16 protein-coding genes and 1 pseudogene are annotated in these 17,514 nt (G+C 63.4%); 8 read left to right on the top strand and 9 right to left on the bottom strand.

The window, feature by feature from the left end; all coding sequences use genetic code 11:
• Positions 1-7 precede the first annotated feature (7 nt).
• From hisI to AC1M7R_RS13205, 8 genes and pseudogenes are all read left to right on the top strand, one after another.
• The gene (gene hisI / locus AC1M7R_RS13240) at positions 8-406 is read left to right on the top strand and encodes a phosphoribosyl-AMP cyclohydrolase (protein ID WP_046064118.1); all 399 of its coding nucleotides are present in this window, start codon (positions 8-10) and stop codon (positions 404-406) included.
• A complete protein-coding gene (locus tag AC1M7R_RS13235) occupies positions 399-731 on the top strand; it encodes a phosphoribosyl-ATP diphosphatase (RefSeq protein WP_003186671.1) in 333 nt (110 codons plus the stop codon). Before hisI ends, AC1M7R_RS13235 begins: the two co-directional genes overlap by 8 nt.
• Before the next feature lie 24 nt (positions 732-755).
• Positions 756-1,043 carry a twin-arginine translocase TatA/TatE family subunit gene (locus AC1M7R_RS13230; protein WP_053147776.1) on the top strand — a complete coding sequence of 96 codons (288 nt, stop codon included), beginning with the start codon at positions 756-758 and terminating at the stop codon, positions 1,041-1,043.
• Positions 1,044-1,053: 10 nt separating this feature from the next.
• Positions 1,054-1,479, top strand: coding sequence for a Sec-independent protein translocase protein TatB (gene tatB, locus AC1M7R_RS13225; RefSeq protein WP_072397960.1), 426 nt, complete (start codon positions 1,054-1,056; stop codon positions 1,477-1,479).
• The gene (gene tatC, locus AC1M7R_RS13220; protein ID WP_072397959.1) at positions 1,476-2,282 is read left to right on the top strand and encodes a twin-arginine translocase subunit TatC; all 807 of its coding nucleotides are present in this window, start codon (positions 1,476-1,478) and stop codon (positions 2,280-2,282) included. Before tatB ends, tatC begins: the two co-directional genes overlap by 4 nt.
• Positions 2,279-2,986: a 16S rRNA (uracil(1498)-N(3))-methyltransferase gene (locus tag AC1M7R_RS13215; protein ID WP_072459094.1), complete on the top strand. Its 708-nt coding sequence runs from the start codon at positions 2,279-2,281 to the stop codon at positions 2,984-2,986. The genes tatC and AC1M7R_RS13215 overlap by 4 nt, the downstream gene beginning before the upstream one ends.
• A 99-nt stretch (positions 2,987-3,085) precedes the next feature.
• Complete coding sequence (locus tag AC1M7R_RS13210; RefSeq protein ID WP_072397957.1) at positions 3,086-4,990, top strand: methyl-accepting chemotaxis protein; 1,905 nt, start codon at positions 3,086-3,088, stop codon at positions 4,988-4,990.
• Between the two features lie 161 nt (positions 4,991-5,151).
• A pseudogene (locus AC1M7R_RS13205) lies at positions 5,152-5,235 on the top strand (DUF6124 family protein); the annotation flags it as partial.
• Positions 5,236-5,368: 133 nt separating this feature from the next.
• Here the strand turns inward: AC1M7R_RS13205 and mdoH are convergent.
• The 9 genes from mdoH to hutH form a co-directional block, all read right to left on the bottom strand.
• Complete coding sequence (gene mdoH / locus AC1M7R_RS13200; protein WP_490610453.1) at positions 5,369-7,939, bottom strand: glucans biosynthesis glucosyltransferase MdoH; 2,571 nt, start codon at positions 7,937-7,939, stop codon at positions 5,369-5,371.
• A complete protein-coding gene (locus tag AC1M7R_RS13195; protein WP_165887942.1) occupies positions 7,932-9,674 on the bottom strand; it encodes a glucan biosynthesis protein G in 1,743 nt (580 codons plus the stop codon). Before AC1M7R_RS13195 ends, mdoH begins: the two co-directional genes overlap by 8 nt.
• 351 nt (positions 9,675-10,025) lie before the next feature.
• Complete coding sequence (gene dtd / locus AC1M7R_RS13190; RefSeq protein ID WP_072397955.1) at positions 10,026-10,463, bottom strand: D-aminoacyl-tRNA deacylase; 438 nt, start codon at positions 10,461-10,463, stop codon at positions 10,026-10,028.
• Positions 10,460-11,431: a prolyl aminopeptidase gene (pip, locus tag AC1M7R_RS13185; RefSeq protein WP_072397954.1), complete on the bottom strand. Its 972-nt coding sequence runs from the start codon at positions 11,429-11,431 to the stop codon at positions 10,460-10,462. The genes dtd and pip overlap by 4 nt, the downstream gene beginning before the upstream one ends.
• A gap of 104 nt (positions 11,432-11,535) precedes the next feature.
• Positions 11,536-12,447 carry an alpha/beta hydrolase gene (locus AC1M7R_RS13180; protein WP_256681478.1) on the bottom strand — a complete coding sequence of 304 codons (912 nt, stop codon included), beginning with the start codon at positions 12,445-12,447 and terminating at the stop codon, positions 11,536-11,538.
• A 52-nt stretch (positions 12,448-12,499) separates the two neighbouring features.
• The gene (locus tag AC1M7R_RS13175) at positions 12,500-13,447 is read right to left on the bottom strand and encodes a choline ABC transporter substrate-binding protein (RefSeq protein WP_072459095.1); all 948 of its coding nucleotides are present in this window, start codon (positions 13,445-13,447) and stop codon (positions 12,500-12,502) included.
• 307 nt (positions 13,448-13,754) lie between these two features.
• Positions 13,755-14,558, bottom strand: a complete 804-nt coding sequence (gene hutG / locus AC1M7R_RS13170; RefSeq protein WP_072431673.1) for an N-formylglutamate deformylase — start codon at positions 14,556-14,558, stop codon at positions 13,755-13,757.
• An 11-nt stretch (positions 14,559-14,569) separates the two neighbouring features.
• Complete coding sequence (hutI, locus tag AC1M7R_RS13165; RefSeq protein WP_072397951.1) at positions 14,570-15,772, bottom strand: imidazolonepropionase; 1,203 nt, start codon at positions 15,770-15,772, stop codon at positions 14,570-14,572.
• Between the two features lie 109 nt (positions 15,773-15,881).
• Positions 15,882-17,414 carry a histidine ammonia-lyase gene (gene hutH, locus AC1M7R_RS13160; protein ID WP_123596339.1) on the bottom strand — a complete coding sequence of 511 codons (1,533 nt, stop codon included), beginning with the start codon at positions 17,412-17,414 and terminating at the stop codon, positions 15,882-15,884.
• Positions 17,415-17,514: the final 100 nt, after the last annotated feature.

Genomic DNA, 17,514 nt, shown 5'->3' with positions numbered 1-17,514 from the left:
ACCAACGATGAAAAACTGGCAGGACGAGATCAAATGGGACGCCGAAGGCCTCGTGCCGGCCATCGCCCAGGATCACAAGACCGGACGCGTGCTGATGATGGCCTGGATGAACCGCGAGGCACTGGCCCTGACCGCTGCCGAGAACCGCGCCATCTATTGGTCACGTTCCCGTGGCAAGCTGTGGCGCAAGGGTGAAGAGTCCGGGCATGTGCAGCACCTGCATGAGATGCGCCTGGACTGCGACGGCGACGTCATCATCCTGATGGTCGAGCAGGTCGGTGAGATTGCCTGCCACACCGGCCGTCAAAGCTGCTTCTATCGCGTCTTCGAGAACGGCGACTGGAAAACCGTCGACCCGGTGCTCAAGGACCCGCACGCCATTTATTCAGGACATACCCATGAGTGACACCCTGACCCGCCTGGCCCAGGTGCTGGAAGAGCGCAAAGGCGCCGCGGCCGACAGCTCCTATGTCGCCAGCCTGTACCACAAGGGCCTGAACAAGATTCTGGAAAAAGTCGGCGAGGAATCGGTCGAGACCATCATCGCCGCCAAGGACGCCGCCATCAGCGGCGACTGCAGCGACGTGATCTACGAGACCGCCGACCTGTGGTTCCACAGCCTGGTCATGCTGGCCCAACTGGGGCAGCATCCACAGGCCGTACTGGATGAACTGGACCGTCGCTTCGGTCTGTCCGGGCACGTCGAGAAAGCCTCGCGCCCGTCCGCCTGATCAACTTTTGAGAGGAATAGCCACATGGGCATTTTTGACTGGAAACACTGGCTCGTCATCCTGGTAGTCGTGGTGCTGGTATTCGGTACCAAGAAACTGAAAAACCTCGGCACCGACGTGGGCGAGTCGATCAAGGGCTTTCGCAAGGCCATGAACGACGACGAAAAACCGGCCGACCCGACGGCGGCTCCCGCCCAGCCCGTGCAGCCGACACAGCCGGTACACCCCCAGGCGGCCCAGCCGGTGAATGCGCCACACACCATCGATGTGCAGGCACAGAAAGTCGAAGAGCCGACCCGCAAAGACTCGTGAGCACTGACTAATGTTTGGGATCAGCTTCACTGAACTGCTGCTCGTCGGTCTCGTCGCCCTGCTGGTGCTGGGCCCCGAGCGCCTGCCGGGTGCTGCGCGCACCGCCGGCCTGTGGATCGGCCGTCTGAAGCGCAGCTTCAATGCGATCAAACAGGAAGTTGAGCGTGAGATCGGTGCCGACGAAATCCGTCGGCAACTTCACAACGAACACATTCTGTCCCTCGAGCAGGAAGCGCGGAAAATCTTCACGCCGACCCAGCAGGAGCCGACGCCGGTCCAGCCGGCAGTCGAGCCGGCGAACGCGCCCCAGGCCCAGCCCCAGGTGGGTGACACCGCGCCGGCAGTGGCCGAGCCCGCAAGATCGACGGAACCTGCCCCGACGGCGCCAGCGTCCGCCGCTCCCAACGACCCTACTTTGCCGCCGCGAGCCCCATGAGCGATATCCCAGAGAACGACCAGCCAATGCCGCTGGTATCGCACCTCACCGAGTTGCGCACCCGCCTGCTGCGTTGTGTCGCGGCGGTATTCATCATCTTCGCCGGGCTGTTTGCCTTTACCCAGCAGATCTACACCTTCGTCTCCACGCCGCTGCGCCAGTACCTGCCGGAAGGCGCGACGATGATCGCCACCGACGTGTCGTCGCCTTTCCTGACGCCGCTGAAACTGACGATGATGGTCTCGCTGTTCCTGGCGATTCCCGTGATCCTGCACCAGATCTGGGGCTTCATTGCGCCAGGCCTGTACAAGCATGAAAAACGCATCGCCGTGCCGCTGCTGGTGTCCAGCATCCTGCTGTTCTACACAGGGATGGCCTTCGCCTACTTCCTGGTGTTCCCGCTGATCTTCAAGTTCTTCGCCGCCGCGACCCCGTCCGGCGTCGAGATGATGACCGACATCACCAGCTACCTGGACTTCGTCATGACGCTGTTCTTCGCCTTCGGCGTGGCGTTCGAAATTCCCGTGGCGGTGGTGCTGCTGGTCTGGATCGGCGTGGTGGACGTGGCATACCTGAAGAAGATCCGTCCGTACGTGATCATCGGCTGCTTCGTGGTCGGCATGATCCTGACGCCGCCGGACATCTTCTCCCAGACCCTCCTGGCGGTCCCGATGTGGCTGCTGTTCGAAGTCGGCGTGCTGTTCGGTGGCCTGGTGCGCAAGCGCAGCGAGCATCCGGACGACGAGGCGGACGAACAATCGGCCGACGACCATAACGACCAGCCGCCAGCGACCCAAGCGTGAACCTGCTGCTGCTCGAAGAGGCCGACTTCATCGGGCCGGACCGGGTCATCCTCAGCGATCGCCGGCTGACGCACATGCAGGACGTCCACCGCAGCGCCGTCGGCGACAGCCTGCGGGTGGGACGCATCGGTGGGTTGATGGGCTCCGCCCAGGTGCTGCGCCTGGAAGCCCGCGAGGCTGAGCTGCAAGTCACTCTGGACCAGCCGCCACCGGCCAAGCTGCCGCTGACCCTGGTGCTGGCGCTGCCGCGCCCAAAAATGCTCCGGCGGGTTTTCCAGACCATCGCCAGCATGGGCGTGCCGCGCGTGGTGCTGGTGAACAGCTACCGGGTGGAGAAAAGCTTCTGGCAGACCCCGTTCCTGGAGCCCGAGGCCATTCGCGAACAGCTGATCCTCGGCCTGGAACAGGCCAGGGACAGCGTGCTGCCTGAAGTCATCATCGAGAAACGCTTCAAGCCCTTCGTCGAAGACCGCCTGCCGGCCCTGACCAATGGCACCCTGGGCCTGGTCGGTCATCCCGGCAACTATCCCCCCTGCCCCCGGGCGCTGACAGAACCCGTCACCCTGGCGATCGGCCCGGAAGGCGGCTGGATCCCCTACGAAGTCGACCTGCTGGCCAAGGCCGGCCTGCAACCGGTGCAGTTGGGCGAGCGAATCCTGCGGGTCGAGACCGCGGTCACGGCGCTGCTCGCTCGGCTGTTCTGATCCCCCATTTCACGATCTTCAGTTCATTTCTACAGATCCCTGCCGAGCCGCCGATACAGTCCCCATAAAACCAATTCAATGCTCCAGGGGAGTGACAGCATGTTCCGGTGGCTTGGAAATGTAAGCGTTAATCGCAAACTCGGCGCAGGCTTCGGCCTGGTGCTGTTCCTCACGTTGATGATTGCCTTCACCGGCTGGAGCAGCCTGGGCAATGTCATCAGCCGGGGCGACAAGCTGGGGTTCATTGCCAGTCTCAACGACTTGAGCAAGGACCTGAACCTGGCGAGCATCGACTACAACACCACACGGGGCGAGAAAGGGCCGCAGCAGGTCAACGACCTGCTTGGCAAGCTGGAAGCCGGGCTCAATACCGCCCGCCAGTTGATCGAACAACCGGCCGATGTGGCGCTGATCGACAAGCAACTGGCCGCCGTCGCCGAATACAAGGGCGCCTTTGCCCTGATGACCCGGGCCACCGTCAACCGTGAAGATGCACGCAGCAAGCTGGGCGCCAGCGCCGACAACGCCGTGGCCCGCGTCGCCGAAGTGGAGAAAGCGGCGCTGCAAGCCGGCGATGTCACTCAGTTCAATAGCGTGGTCACCCTGAGCAAAGCGATCCAGCAAGCGCGCTACCAGGTTCGCGGCTACACCTACAGCGGCAAGAGCGATGCCCAGCAACCTGCCCTCGATGCCATCGATAACGTCCTGAAGCTGCTTGCACGCCTGCCCGATCAGTTGCCAGCCGAACACGCCGCCAACCTGCAGCAGGCCAACGACTCGTTCAATCTCTATCGCGCGGCCGTGGCCCAGTTCCGCGACTCGCAGATCGACAACGCCGCCGCGCAACAGCGCATGACCGAGCAAGGCCAGGTGTTGATCGACGCCAGCCAGAAACTGACCGTATCCCAGACCGCCGTGCGTGACCACGACGCGGCCCAGGCCAAGACCGTCCTGATTGCCGCTGCCGCGTTGGCGTTGCTGTTCGGGGTGATTGCCGCCACCTTCATTACCCGGCAGATCGTCGGCCCGCTGGCCCAGACGCTGACGGTGGCCGAACGCGTGGCCGCCGGTGACCTGACCCACAACCTCACCTCCGATCGCCGCGACGAACTCGGCCAGCTGCAACGGGCCATGCAAAGCATGACCGTGGGCCTTCGGCAACTGATCGGGGGCATCGGCGAAGGCGTCACTCAGATCGCCAGCGCCGCCGAACAGCTTTCGGCCGTGACCGAGCAAACCAGTGCCGGCGTCAACAGCCAGAAAGTGGAGACCGATCAGGTTGCCACCGCCATGCACGAAATGACCGCCACGGTGCAGGAAGTGGCACGCAACGCCGAGGAAGCCTCGGAGGCTGCCGTCGCCGCCGACCAGCAGGCCCGTGAAGGCGACAAGGTGGTGGGCGAAGCCATCGCCCAGATCGAGCGTCTGGCGCTGGAAGTCGGCAACTCCACCGCCGCCATGGGCGACTTGAAGCGCGAAAGCGACAAGATCGGCAGCGTGCTGGACGTGATCAAGTCCGTGGCCCAGCAGACCAACCTGCTGGCGCTCAACGCCGCCATCGAGGCCGCCCGCGCCGGTGAAGCCGGACGTGGTTTCGCAGTGGTCGCCGATGAAGTCCGCAGCCTGGCCCAGCGCACCCAGAAGTCCACCGAGGAAATCGAAGAGCTGATCCTGGGGCTGCAGAACGGCACCGAGCAGGTCGCGACCATCATGGACAACAGCCGCAGCCTGACCGACAGCAGCGTCGAACTGACCCGCCGCGCCGGCGGTTCCCTGGAGAACATTACCCGCACGGTCTCGGCCATCCAGTCGATGAACCAGCAGATCGCTGCCGCCGCCGAGCAGCAGAGCGCCGTGGCCGAGGAGATCAACCGCAGCGTGCTCAACGTGCGCGATGTCTCGGAGCAAACGGCATCGTCCAGCGAAGAAACCGCCGCCTCCAGTGCCGAACTGGCGCGATTGGGCGTGCACTTGCAGACGCTGGTGGGGCGATTCAAGGTTTGATCCCCTCGTAGCGAGGCGCCCGTCCTGGGCGCCCTCGCCCGGTGCATCCTATGGGAAGCGTGCTTGCCCGTGAAGACGCCGGCACATCCAACACCCCTGCAAACCGGCCCACCGCTTTCGCGAGCAAGCGCCCTCCCATAGGGATGTGTGGTGAATGCCGTGTTGCCCTGGGCATCCAGCGACTGATCGAGCTCGGTAGTTTGCTGGCAAACCGGGCGCTGGATAGCGTCGACCCTCGACCATAGTCTGACTGGCCAGGGGAAGCCAGGTGCGGATGTGGCGAGGGGATGGTTTCCCTCGCCACAACCACCGGTGCGCTCCAAATCCTGGGCCCAACAAAAAGCCCCGCTTCCTTTCAGAAGCGGGGCTTTTTGTGCATCAGGCCAGTTGAGGCTGGGCACTGACCGGCTGAAGCGGTAGCAACGGCGCATGAGGATCGGCATTGACCGACTCACGCCACGCTGCCAGCCACTCGGGATGGCTCTCGCTCCAGACCTGCTCATGCAGGCGGGACAGGGCGACCGGGTCGCTCAACAGCGCCAGGCGCTCGGCATTGCTGAGGCCGGCCGGACCGACCTTCAGGGCATGGCGAACGCGTTCGCCCCGCAGCCATTCGATCGGCTCGGCCTTGCCGTGCCGCGATGTGGCCAAGGCATACGCCAGGGCGTTTTGCTGTGGGTCGACGACCGCACGAATGAAGCCGTCGTTCAGCGCATGCCAGCGGTTCTCATGGGCATACTGGTCGGTCGACAGCAGTTCCTGTGGCGGAGCGTACTCCTCCGGGATCAGGAACAGGCTTTCATCGCGCGACTTCAAGCCCAGGCCCACGCGGCTGGAGATCACCGAGACCGGGATCGACAGCATCAGCGAGCCGACGATCGGCACCAGCCACCACAGGAAACTGGGGTTCAGCCAGATGACCAGCAACGCCCAGAGGAAGCCCAGCAAGGTTTGCGGACCGTGGCGCTTGACCGCTTCGCTCCAGGGCGTCGAGTCGTCGTCACGTTTCGGCGAGTTCCAGGTGGCGGCCCAGCCGAGGAACGCGGCCAATACGAAACGGGTGTGGAAGATCATCCGGACCGGTGCCAGCAGCATGGAGAACAGCATCTCCAGCAACATCGACAGCGTCACCTTGAACTTGCCACCGAACTCCTTCGCGCCCTTGGCCCAGATCAGCACGACACTGAGCAGTTTGGGCAGGAACAGCAGCACGATGGTCGTCGAGAACAGCGCGATGGCCTTCTCCGGATGCCATTGCGGCCATAACGGATACAGCTGGCGCGGTTCGAGGAAGTACTGCGGCTCCATCAGCGTATTGACCGCCAGCAGCGCAGTGGACAACACCAGGAAGAAGAACCACAGGGGCGCCGACAGGTAGGACATCACCCCGGTCAGGAACACCGCACGGTGTACCGGGTGCATGCCCTTGACCAGGAAGAGCCGGAAGTTCATCAGGTTGCCGTGGCACCAGCGACGGTCACGCTTGAGTTCGTCCAGCAGGTTCGGCGGCAATTCCTCATAGCTGCCCGGCAGGTCATAGGCAATCCACACGCCCCAGCCGGCACGGCGCATCAGTGCCGCTTCGACGAAGTCGTGGGACAGGATCGCACCGGCGAAGGCACCTTTGCCGGGCAATGGCGCCAGGGCGCAATGCTCGATGAAGGGCTTCATGCGGATGATCGCATTGTGTCCCCAGTAGTGGGATTCGCCCAACTGCCAGAAGTGCAGGCCGGCGGTGAACAGCGGACCGTAGACCCGTGTCGCGAATTGCTGCATGCGCGCATACAGCGTGTCCATGCCCGAAGCCTTCGGCGCGGTCTGGATGATACCGGAGTCCGGCGTGGCTTCCATCAGGCGCACGAGGCTGGTCAGGCATTCGCCGCTCATGACGCTGTCGGCGTCGAGCACCACCATGTACTTGTAATCGCTGCCCCAGCGACGGCAGAAGTCGTCGAGGTTACCGCTCTTGCGTTTCACGCGACGGCGGCGGCGGCGGTAGAAGATCTTGCCAAAGCCACCGGCCTCGCGGCAGACGTCCAGCCACGCTTGCTGTTCGGCCACGCAGATATCGGTTTCATTACTGTCGCTGAGCACGAAGAAGTCGAAGCGATCCAGGTCACCGGTGGCGGCCACCGACTCGAAGGTCGCCCGCAGGCCGGCGAACACCCGCGGCACGTCTTCGTTGCAGATCGGCATGACCAGCGCGGTACGGGCATCCTTGGGAATCGGCTCGTTGCCGGCACTGGCCCCGGAGATACGATACTTGTCGCGCCCGGTGAGCAGCTCCAGGAAGCCCATCAGGGCGGTCCAGAAACCGGCCGACACCCAGCAGAACAGAATACCGAACAGGATCAGGATGCTGGTCTGCAAGGCGTATGGCAGCACTTGCGTGGCGGTCTGCGACAGCGGCTGGTGCAGCACTTCCTCCAGGTCCACCAGCGACCAGCCCTGGTACGGCATGATGCCCTTCATGTACCAGCCGGCGACGATGGTCTGGCCAAGCATCAACAGCAGCAGGATGTAGCGACGGGTCGACCCCACGGTACGCCAGCGCGCCTCGGGCAGCACGCGTGCGTCCTTGGGCGGCTTCGGCGGGTTGGTGCGACCGGTGAGACGCCGCCAGGCACGTACCAGGATATTGGTGCGCCAAGGCTCCGGCACGACCTTGGTACGACGAATCGGCGGCGTCGCCTTCAGGCACACACGACCACTGGCATCCAGTGCCAGCATTTCGGCGTCTTCCAGCTCTTCGGCAGTGCTCAGGGTCAAACGCCGCCCAACCGAAGCCTGTGCCGCTTCGCCGGGCTCATCGAATGTCGAAGACGAAAGCCGTTTATGCAGTTCGCTGAAGGAAGAGCAGCCCGCCAGCTCGGCGCGCTGCTCGTCGGTCATTGGCAAATGGGCCAGATATTCGCTGAGCGTCTCTGGCTGTACTGGAGTATTACTCATCGGCTGGCAACTGATAGCTCCAGGTCTCGGTCAGGACTTGCTCAGTCGGTTCCGGTTCCTGCGGGGTTGGGGTCGCCTCGACGGCGGCGGACGCCTTGACGGTCGTTGCGACTTCTTTGGCGTGTTCTTTCTCTTTTTCTTTCTCTTTTTCGCTCTGCTGCTTGGCAACCTTGTCTGCCTTGGCAAGGGTCGTGGTCACGGCATGCGACGCGGCAGGGGCTTCGACAGGCGTCAGCGGACGGACCAGCGCCGCACGCATTTCGGTAGCCTGCTTTGGATCCTTGACCTTCAGGCGCAAGGTCAGGCGCCAGCCCTTGGTTTCGGGGTTGTAGCGAACGTTGTTCTCGACGATTTCGGCGTTGTCGCCGACGCTCACCTGGCTACGCACTTCGGCGTTTTCCGGCAACGCTTGCAGCGAAGGACCTTCGAAATCCACCAGGTAGGCCACGCTGCCATCCGGCTGGCGGATCAGGTTGGATTGCTTCACGTCACCCGTGGAACGCAGGGTCTGCTTGACCCAGGCGCTGTCCGGCGAGTGCAGGCTGGCTTCGTCGAGGGTCCAGTGCAGGCGGTAGGAGAAGTCCAGCGGCTGGCCAGGCTCAGGCAGCTTTTCCGGGCTCCAGAACGCAACGATGTTGTCGTTGGTTTCATCGGCTGTCGGGATTTCCACCAGGTCCACGGTGCCCTTGCCCCAGTCGCCTTTCGGTTCGATCCAGGCGCTAGGACGCTTGTCGTAGCGGTCGTCCAGGTCTTCGTAGTGGCTGAAGTCGCGGCCACGTTGCAGCAGACCGAAACCACGCGGGTTTTCCACCGAGAAGTTGCTCACGGCCAGGTGTTTGGGATTGTTCAGCGGACGCCAGATCCATTCGCCGTTGCCGGCGTGGATCGACAGGCCGCTGGAATCGTGCAGTTCGCGACGATAGTTGAGTACCTTGGACGGCTGGTTGGCGCCGAACAGGAACATGCTGGTGAGCGGGGCAACACCCAGCTTGCTGACACGGTCACGCAGGAACATGCGCGCCTTCACATCAACCACGGTGTCCGTACCCGGACGCAGGGTCAGGCGATAGGCACCGGTGGCCCGAGGCGAGTCCAGCAGGGCGAAGATCACCAGATGCTTGTCGGTCGGTTTCGGGCGCTGGATCCAGAACTCGCGGAAACGCGGGAATTCCTCGCCGGATGGCAACGCGGTATCGATGGCCATGCCACGGGCGGACAAGCCGTAAGTCTGGCCCTTGCCAATGACGCGGAAGTAGCTTGCGCCCAGCATGGTCATGATTTCGTCTTGCTTGTCGGCCTTGTTGATCGGGTACAGCACGCGAAAGCCCGCGTAGCCCAGCTGCTCGGTGGCCTTGGGATCGAACTGCACGTCACCGAAATCGAAGCGCGTCGGGTCGTACTTGATCTCGTCGACAGTGGTCGCTGTGATCTCGTTGATCTTCACCGGCGTGTCGAAATGCATGCCCTGGTGATAGAACGACAGGCGGAACGGCGTCTTCTGGTCGGCCCACTCGGCTTTTTCGGTGCGGAAACGGATTTTTTGATAGTCGGCGAATTTCATATCGCGAAATTCGTTCGGCAGGTTGCTGCGCGGGGCTTCGAATTTTTGCCCGGCCAGTTCCTGAGCCTTCGCCGACACATCATCCAGGCTGAATGCCCACAGTTGGCCGGCGCCAAGCAGGCACAACAGGGCAGAGCCCGCTACCAGAGCGTTTTTAAACCGTTTGGCAGACATTTTTGGTGCATTACAGGGACTAACAATCACGAGCAACCCTCGCCGAAAACAGATCAAGAAACCAACGGCCAGTTAAGGTATCCGCTTGGTAACGGCATTGAAAAACCGACCTTGCGGAGCACTCTTGCCAAGTTGGCGAGCATTGTTCCGACTCCGATGGGACAAAATGATTCCCCAAACGGTCCAGGACAAGTCTCTACCTAAAGTCAAATGGACCGGCGAACGCCGATCCCCCGTAGCGCGCGATTATCTAGCAGGCCGCGTGACAACGCATCAGGGGCAACAAAGTATTTATCGAGAAAACTCCCCGTTTAACCTCGAAAACAGCCTGAAAAGGTGTTTCAAACACTTTCAGACCTGTAACAAAAAGGTTACCGGGCCATCATTTACCAGATGCACTTGCATGTCGGCGCCGAATCTACCTGATGCCACAGTGCCATGCACGTGTTTCGCCTGGGTAACCAGATAAGAAAACAACTCTTCCCCTAATGCTGGCGGCGCGGCCGATGAAAAGCTCGGGCGCAAGCCGCTTCGGGTATCCGCCGCCAGGGTGAACTGCGACACCAGCAGCAAACCGCCACCGACATCCGCCAGGGACAGGTTCATCTTGCCGTCGGCATCGCTGAACACCCGGTAGTTGAGCAGCTTGTGCAGGAGCTTGTCGGCGCTGGCCCGGGTATCCCCGGGCTCGACCGCCACCAATACGAGCAGGCCCTGGTCCACGGCGCCAACAATTTCTCCCGCCACTTCGACCCGGGCGCCGCGGACCCGTTGCAACAGGCCCTTCACGCTTCTTCAGGCGGCAGGTCGAGCAGACGCCGGGCCATTTGCGCGGCGGCGCGCACCAGTGCATCGGTGATGCCCGGCTCCGACGCGGCGTGACCGGCATCGCGGATCACCTGCAGCTCGCTGTTGGGCCAGTTCTGGTGCAGCTCCCAGGCGTTGTCCAGGGGGCAGATCACGTCGTAGCGACCATGCACGATGATGCCCGGCAAATGAGCGATCTTGCCCATGTCGCGAATCAGCTGGTTGGGCTCGAGGAACGCATTGTTGGTGAAGTAATGGCACTCGATCCGGGCGATCGACAGGGCACGCTGCGGCTCGGAGAAGCGATCGACCACCAGCGGGTTCGGACGCAGGGTCGCGGTCCGGCCCTCCCAGATGGACCAGGCCTTGGCCGCGTGCATCTGGGCGATCTGGTCGTTGCCGGTCAGGCGTTTATGGAAGGCGCTGAGCAGGTCGTCGCGCTCGTCCGGCGGAATGGGCGCGATGTAGTCCTGCCAGTAGTCGGGAAACAGGCGGCTGGCGCCGGCCTGATAGAACCACTCGATTTCCTGCGGACGGCAGAGAAAGATCCCGCGCAGAATCAGGCCATGCACCCGTTCCGGATGGGTCTGGGCGTAGGCCAGGGCCAGGGTCGAGCCCCAGGAGCCGCCGAACAGTACCCATTTATCGATGCCCAGGTGCTTGCGGATGCGCTCCAGGTCTTCGACCAGATCCCAGGTGGTGTTGTTCTCCAGGCTGGCATGGGGGGTGGAGCGACCACAGCCGCGCTGGTCGAACGTGACGATGCGATACAGGTTCGGATCGAAGTAGCGACGGCTCTGCGCATCGCAGCCCGCACCCGGACCACCGTGGATGAACACCACCGGGAGTCCTTCCGGGGAGCCGCTTTCATCGACATAGAGCGTATGGGTGTCATCGACAGCCAGATCGTGCCGGGCATGGGGTTTGATCTGCGGGTACAAAGTCTGCATTGCGCGCTCCGTAAGGGGTCGAGTCATCCCTGTGGGGACTTCTATTTAGTCTGCCGTCCGGCATCATAAACCCGAATTACCTTAATGAGCATGTCCCCGCGAAGTCAAAGCGTGTCAGCCAGGTATGCCAGCAGCGTGCGATACATCCGATCGACCTCCGGCACCTGGTTGCGGCCACGCAGGCAGCCGTGGACCAGACCGTCACCGACATACAGCACGGCATTGCCTCCTGCGGCGTTCAGCCGCTCGCTGTAGAGGATGCCGTCGTCACGCAGCGGATCCCATTGCGCCACGATGACCAGCGCCGGCGGCAGGCCAGCCAGGTCGGCGGCGAGCAATGGCATGGCGTAGGGCGACGGCGCGGCGCCGCCCAGGTAAAGCTGTTGGCAGTCGTCCAGGTCGTCGCTGCTCAGCAGGGGCGCGTCGGCGCATTCGCGGCGCGAGGGCAAGTCGGCAGGGCCGCCAAGGGCGGGGTAGATCAGCACCTGGCCCTGGGGCAGCGGCTGACCGCCATTACGCAGGGCCAGGCAAATCGCAGCAGCGAGGTTGCCCCCGGCACTGTCCCCGGCCACCCACCGGCGCCTGGGATCGATGGCAAGAGGAGCGGCTGCCAGCCGGTGCCACACGTCGAGGCAATCCTCGAAGGCCGCCGGGAATGGATGTTCCGGGGCCAGGCGATAGTCCACCGCCAGCACCAGTATCCCCAGCTCGGCCGCCAGTTCCATGCAGATGAAGTCATGGGAGTCCAGGTTCCCCACCACCCAACCGCCTCCGTGCAGGTAGAGCATGCACGGCCAGCCTTCGCAGGGTGGCTCGATCCGAGGGTGATAAACCCGCACGGCCACGCCGGCCAGCTCAAAATCATCGACCATCAACCCTTCCGGGCGCGGCGGGGTGAACGCCCGGCACATCCGGCCGTAGCCCTCGCGCATGCCGGCGATGCCGCCGTCCGGGCTGCTGAAACTCCGGGTCTTGCGGACGAAGGCGGACATTGCCGGGGAGAGTGGATAAGCCATGACAGGGGACCACCAGATATATCCTTGGGTAGGACGCCTCAATGATGAGGCATCATGGCTTGAGACTGGCCTGCACCGCCGCCACGCCGTCCTTGCCGTCGAAACTGGTCACGCCGGCCAGCCAGCGCTGGAGGTCTTCGGGATGGTCCCGCAACCATTGCCGGGCGACGTCCTGGGGTGTCTTGCGCTCCATGATCGGCACCATCAGCTGGCTTTCCTGGGCGGCGGTGAAGGTCAGGTTTTCCAGCAGCCGGTTCACGTTCGGGCAACGCTGGGCATAGTCCGGCGCGGTCACGGTGGAAACGGTGGCAGCACCTTCGTTCGGCCCATAGACATCTTCGCTGCCGGTCAGGTAGGTGATGTTCATGTTGATGTTCATCGGGTGCGGGGTCCAGCCGACGAAGACCACGAATTCCTTGCGATTCACGGCCCGCTGTACCGCCGCCAGCATGCCCGCCTCACCGGACTCGATCAGCTTGAAGTCCTTGAGGCCGAAGTGGTTGGTCTCGATCATGGTCTTGATGGTGGTGTTGGCCCCACTGCCCGGCTCGATGCCATAGATCCTGCCACTCAACTGGTCCTTGAACCGGGCGATGTCGGCAAACGTCCTGAGCCCCGCCGCCGCCACATAGTCAGGCACCGCCAGGGTGGCCTGGGCATCGGCCAGGCTCGGCTTTTCCAGCACCCTCACCTGGTTGGCGGCCAGGAACGGGGCGATGTTCTTGTCCATTGCCGGCTTCCAGTAGCCCAGGAATATGTCGAGGCGCTTGTCGCGGATGCCCGCGAAGATGATCTGCTGCACAGCACTGGTCTGCTTGCTTTCATACCCCAGGCCCGTGAGCAGGACATCGGCCACGCCGCTGGTGGCGATCACGTCGGTCCAGTTGACCACGCCCATGCGCACGGTCTGGCAGGACGCCGGCTCGGCGGCCATCGCCCCGGTGCCCAGCATGACGGTACCGCAGAAGATCGATAGACAGCGCTTGAACAGTCTTTTCATCGGGAAGGTCTCGGCGGCAGCGGATTATTGTGGGCCGGTGTCTTTGTGCACCGTACCGAAACAGTACGCAGCGCCGAGGGGGTAAAGGTGACCTGTGGCGACTCGGTTTTGCACGGTGGCGACAGTTCCCTTACGTGGCTCAAGGACAAACACAATCCTGTGGCGAGGGGATTTATCCCCGCAGGACTGCACCGCAGTCCCGAAAGCTCCCAGTCCAACCAGTCAAGTCACAGGAAGACATCCGTTTGGGGCCGCTTCGCGACCCAGCGGGGATGAATCCCCTCGCCACAGCAGTACCGCACGGTGTTTATTTTCTGTAAGCCTGCCGCCCCCACGCCAACAAGCCTTCCAGCAATTGCTTGAGCACCACCTGGGTCGGCGCCGCCAGATCCGGGCGGTAGTTGAACGGTTCGAACTCGTCCATGTAGGTGCTCTGGCACAGCTCCAGTTGCACGGCGTGGATGTCCTGGGCCGGGTTGCCGTAGTGCCGGGTGATGTGGCCGCCCTTGAAACGCCCATTGAGCACGTGGGTGAAGCCGCCGTGCTCGGCGCAGATGGCTTCGAGCCGGCTGGCCAGTGTCGGGTCGCAACTGGCGCCGTTGAAGGTGCCGAGGTTGAAGTCCGGCAGCTTGCCGTCGAACAGGTGCGGGATCACCGAGCGGATCGAGTGGGCATCGAACAACAGGGCATAGCCGAACTCGGCCTTGAGCCGGGCCAACTCCTGTTGCAGGGTCTGATGGTAGGGCACCCAGATCTGCTGCAGATACGTCGCCCGCTCCTGGGCGGACGGCTCCAGGCCTTCACAAAACAGCGGCACGCCGTTGAACAGCGTCGCGGGGTACAGGCCGGTAGTAGCACCGACGTACATCGGCTTGTCGTCGGAGGGGCGGTTCAGGTCGACGACGAACCGCGAATATTCGGCAGCCAGGACACTGGCGCCCAGTTCAGAGGCAAACTCGTAGAGCCTGGGAATATGCCAGTCGGTGTCTGGCAGGCTTTGGGCTTCGGGAATCAATCCGGCCTGCACCGCCGGGGTCAGGCGCAGGCCGGCGTGCGGCATGCTGATCAACAGCGGCACGCGCCCTTGCTTGAAATTCAGGACCTTTTCCACAACCGCTCTCCTCAATCGATTTCAACGCCGTGACGCACGACGCGTTTTTCCAGTTCGCCACCCAGCCAGTACGACAGATCCGCCGGGCGGTCGATGTGCCAGGCGACAAAATCCGCGACTTTGCCGGCTTCCAGGGAGCCGTGGCTGGCGGCCATGCCCAAGGCCTGGGCCGCATGGATCGTCGCCCCGGCCAGGGCCTCTTCCGGTGTCATGCGCAAACAGGTGCAGGCCATGTTCAACATCAGACGCAGCGACAAGGCCGGCGAGGTGCCGGGATTGAGGTCGCTGGCCACTGCGATCTTCACCCCGTGCTTGCGCAAGGCATCCATGGGCGGCAGCCGGGTTTCACGCAGGAAGTAGAACGCGCCCGGCAGCAACACCGCCACGGTGCCCGCCTCGGCCATGGCCCTGGCATCGTCTTCGGTCATGAACTCCAGGTGATCGGCCGACAACGCCTGGTACCGGGCCGCCAGGCTTGAGCCGTGCAACGACGACAGTTGTTCGGCGTGCAGCTTCACCGGCAGGCCCAATCGCTGGGCCGTGATGAACACGCGCTCGACCTGCGCCGGGGAAAAGGCCAGGTATTCGCAGAAGGCATCCACCGCGTCCACCAGCCCTTCGGCCGCCAGGGCCGGGAGCATCTCGGCGCAGATGTGCTCGATGTAGTCGTCGGCGCGGTCGACGTACTCCGGCGGCAAGGCGTGGGCCGCCAGGCACGTGCTGCGCACGCTGAGCGGCAGTTCGACGCCGAGGCGACGGATGACCCGCAGCATCTTGCGCTCGCTGGCCAGGTCCAGGCCGTAGCCGGACTTGATTTCCACCGTGGTCACGCCGTCGTGCATCAGGCTTTCCAGGCGCCTGGCGGCGCTGGCGAACAGCTCGTCTTCACTGGCGGCCCGGGTGGCACGCACGGTACTGGCGATACCGCCACCGGCCGCGGCGATTTCGGCATAGCTGACGCCTTGCAGGCGCTGCTCGAATTCGCCGCTGCGGTTGCCGCCGAACACCGTATGGGTATGGCAGTCGATCAGCCCCGGGGTCACCCAGGCGCCCTTGAGGTCCGTGACCGCCGGGTAGTCACCCGCCGGCAGCTGGGCACGGGGACCGATCCATTGAATATGCTCGCCCTGGGTGACGATGGCGGCGTCTTCGATGATCGAGTAGACGCCCTGGGCCATGGTGGCGGCGTGGCAGTTTTGCCAGAGGGTTTTCATCCCGGTTTCCTCGTCGCATTCAAAATCGAATCGCGAGCAAGCTCGCTCCCACAAGGTTTTGAGTTCATCAGAAATCCTTGTGGAAGCGAGTCTGCTCGCGATGAGGCCCTTACAGGCTCGGCAACAACTGCGCCATGACCAGTTCGTTCAAGCAACGGCTCGCCAACAACTCACTGGCGGCATTGATGTCCGGCGCGAAGAAGCGGTCCTTCTCATAAAAGGGCACTTCTGCACGCAGCAGCCCGCGGGCCTGCTCCAGTTTCGCGGAGGTCTTCAGGCCGCCGCGCAGGTCCAGCCCCTGGCAGGCCGCCAGCCATTCCACGGCGAGAATCCCACGGGTGTTTTCGGCCATTTCCCACAAACGCTTGCCGGCGGCCGGCGCCATGGAGACGTGGTCTTCCTGGTTGGCCGAGGTCGGCAGGCTGTCCACCGAGTGAGGGTGGGACAGCGCCTTGTTCTCGCTGGCCAGGGCCGCCGCGGTGACCTGGGCAATCATGAAGCCGGAGTTCACCCCGCCATTGCCCACCAGGAACGGCGGCAGTTGCGACATGTGCTTGTCCATCATCAGCGAGATACGGCGCTCGCTCAGGGAACCGATTTCGGCGATCGCCAGGGCCATGTTGTCAGCAGCCATTGCCACCGGCTCGGCGTGGAAATTGCCGCCGGAGATCACGTCGCCTTCGGCGGCGAACACCAGTGGGTTGTCCGACACCGCGTTGGCCTCGATCACCAGCACCTCGGCGGCCTGACGGAACTGGGTCAGGCAGGCGCCCATCACTTGCGGCTGGCAACGCAGGGAGTACGGGTCCTGGACCTTGTCGCAATTGTGATGCGAATCGGAGACTTCACTGCGCTCGCCCAGCAGATCGCGATACGCCGCAGCAACGTCGATCTGGCCTTTCTGCCCACGGGCAGCGTGGATGCGCGCGTCAAACGGCGAGCGCGAACCGAGCACCGCTTCCACCGTCAGGCTGCCCAGGGCCAGGGCCCCGGCGAACAGGTCTTCGCCGTCGAACAGGCCACGCAGGGCAAAGGCCGTGGACACCTGGGTGCCGTTGAGCAGCGCCAGGCCTTCCTTGGCGGCCAGGGTCAGCGGTGCGAGGCCGGCCACTTTCAGCGCCTCGACGGCCGGCAACCATTCGCCCTTGTAGCGGGCCTTGCCTTCGCCCAGCAGCACCAGGGACATGTGGGCCAGGGGCGCCAGGTCACCGGACGCACCGACCGAGCCTTTGAGCGGAATATGCGGATAGACCTCGGCATTGATCAGGGCGATCAGCGCATCGATCACTTGCCGGCGGATCCCGGAGAACCCCCGGCTCAAGCTGTTGACCTTGAGCACCATGATCAACCGCACCAGCGCATCGCTGATGGGCTCGCCCACGCCGGCGGCATGGGACAGCACCAGGGAACGCTGCAGGTTTTCCAGGTCCGCGCTGGCGATGCGGGTCGAGGCCAGCAGGCCGAAACCGGTATTGATGCCATAGGCAGTACGGTTCTCGGCGAGGATCTGCTCCACACAGGCAACGCTGGCTTCGATCTGCGCCGAAGCGCTGGCGTCCAGGCTCAGGGTCACCGGCTGTTGATAGATGTCGCGCAATTGAGCCAGGCTCAATTGGCCGGGAATCAGGTTCAAGGCAGTCATTTATTGCTCCTTTTGAGAGTTTTGTTTTAACCCGCCAGTCGCTCCGGAATGTTCCGTTATCCGTCACCCTCGCTTTTTGGGCGATGGCGCCTTGGCACGC

It is taken from the genome of Pseudomonas sp. MS01C9, assembly GCF_058202755.1.
This window is presented reverse-complemented; position numbering and strand designations above follow the sequence as displayed.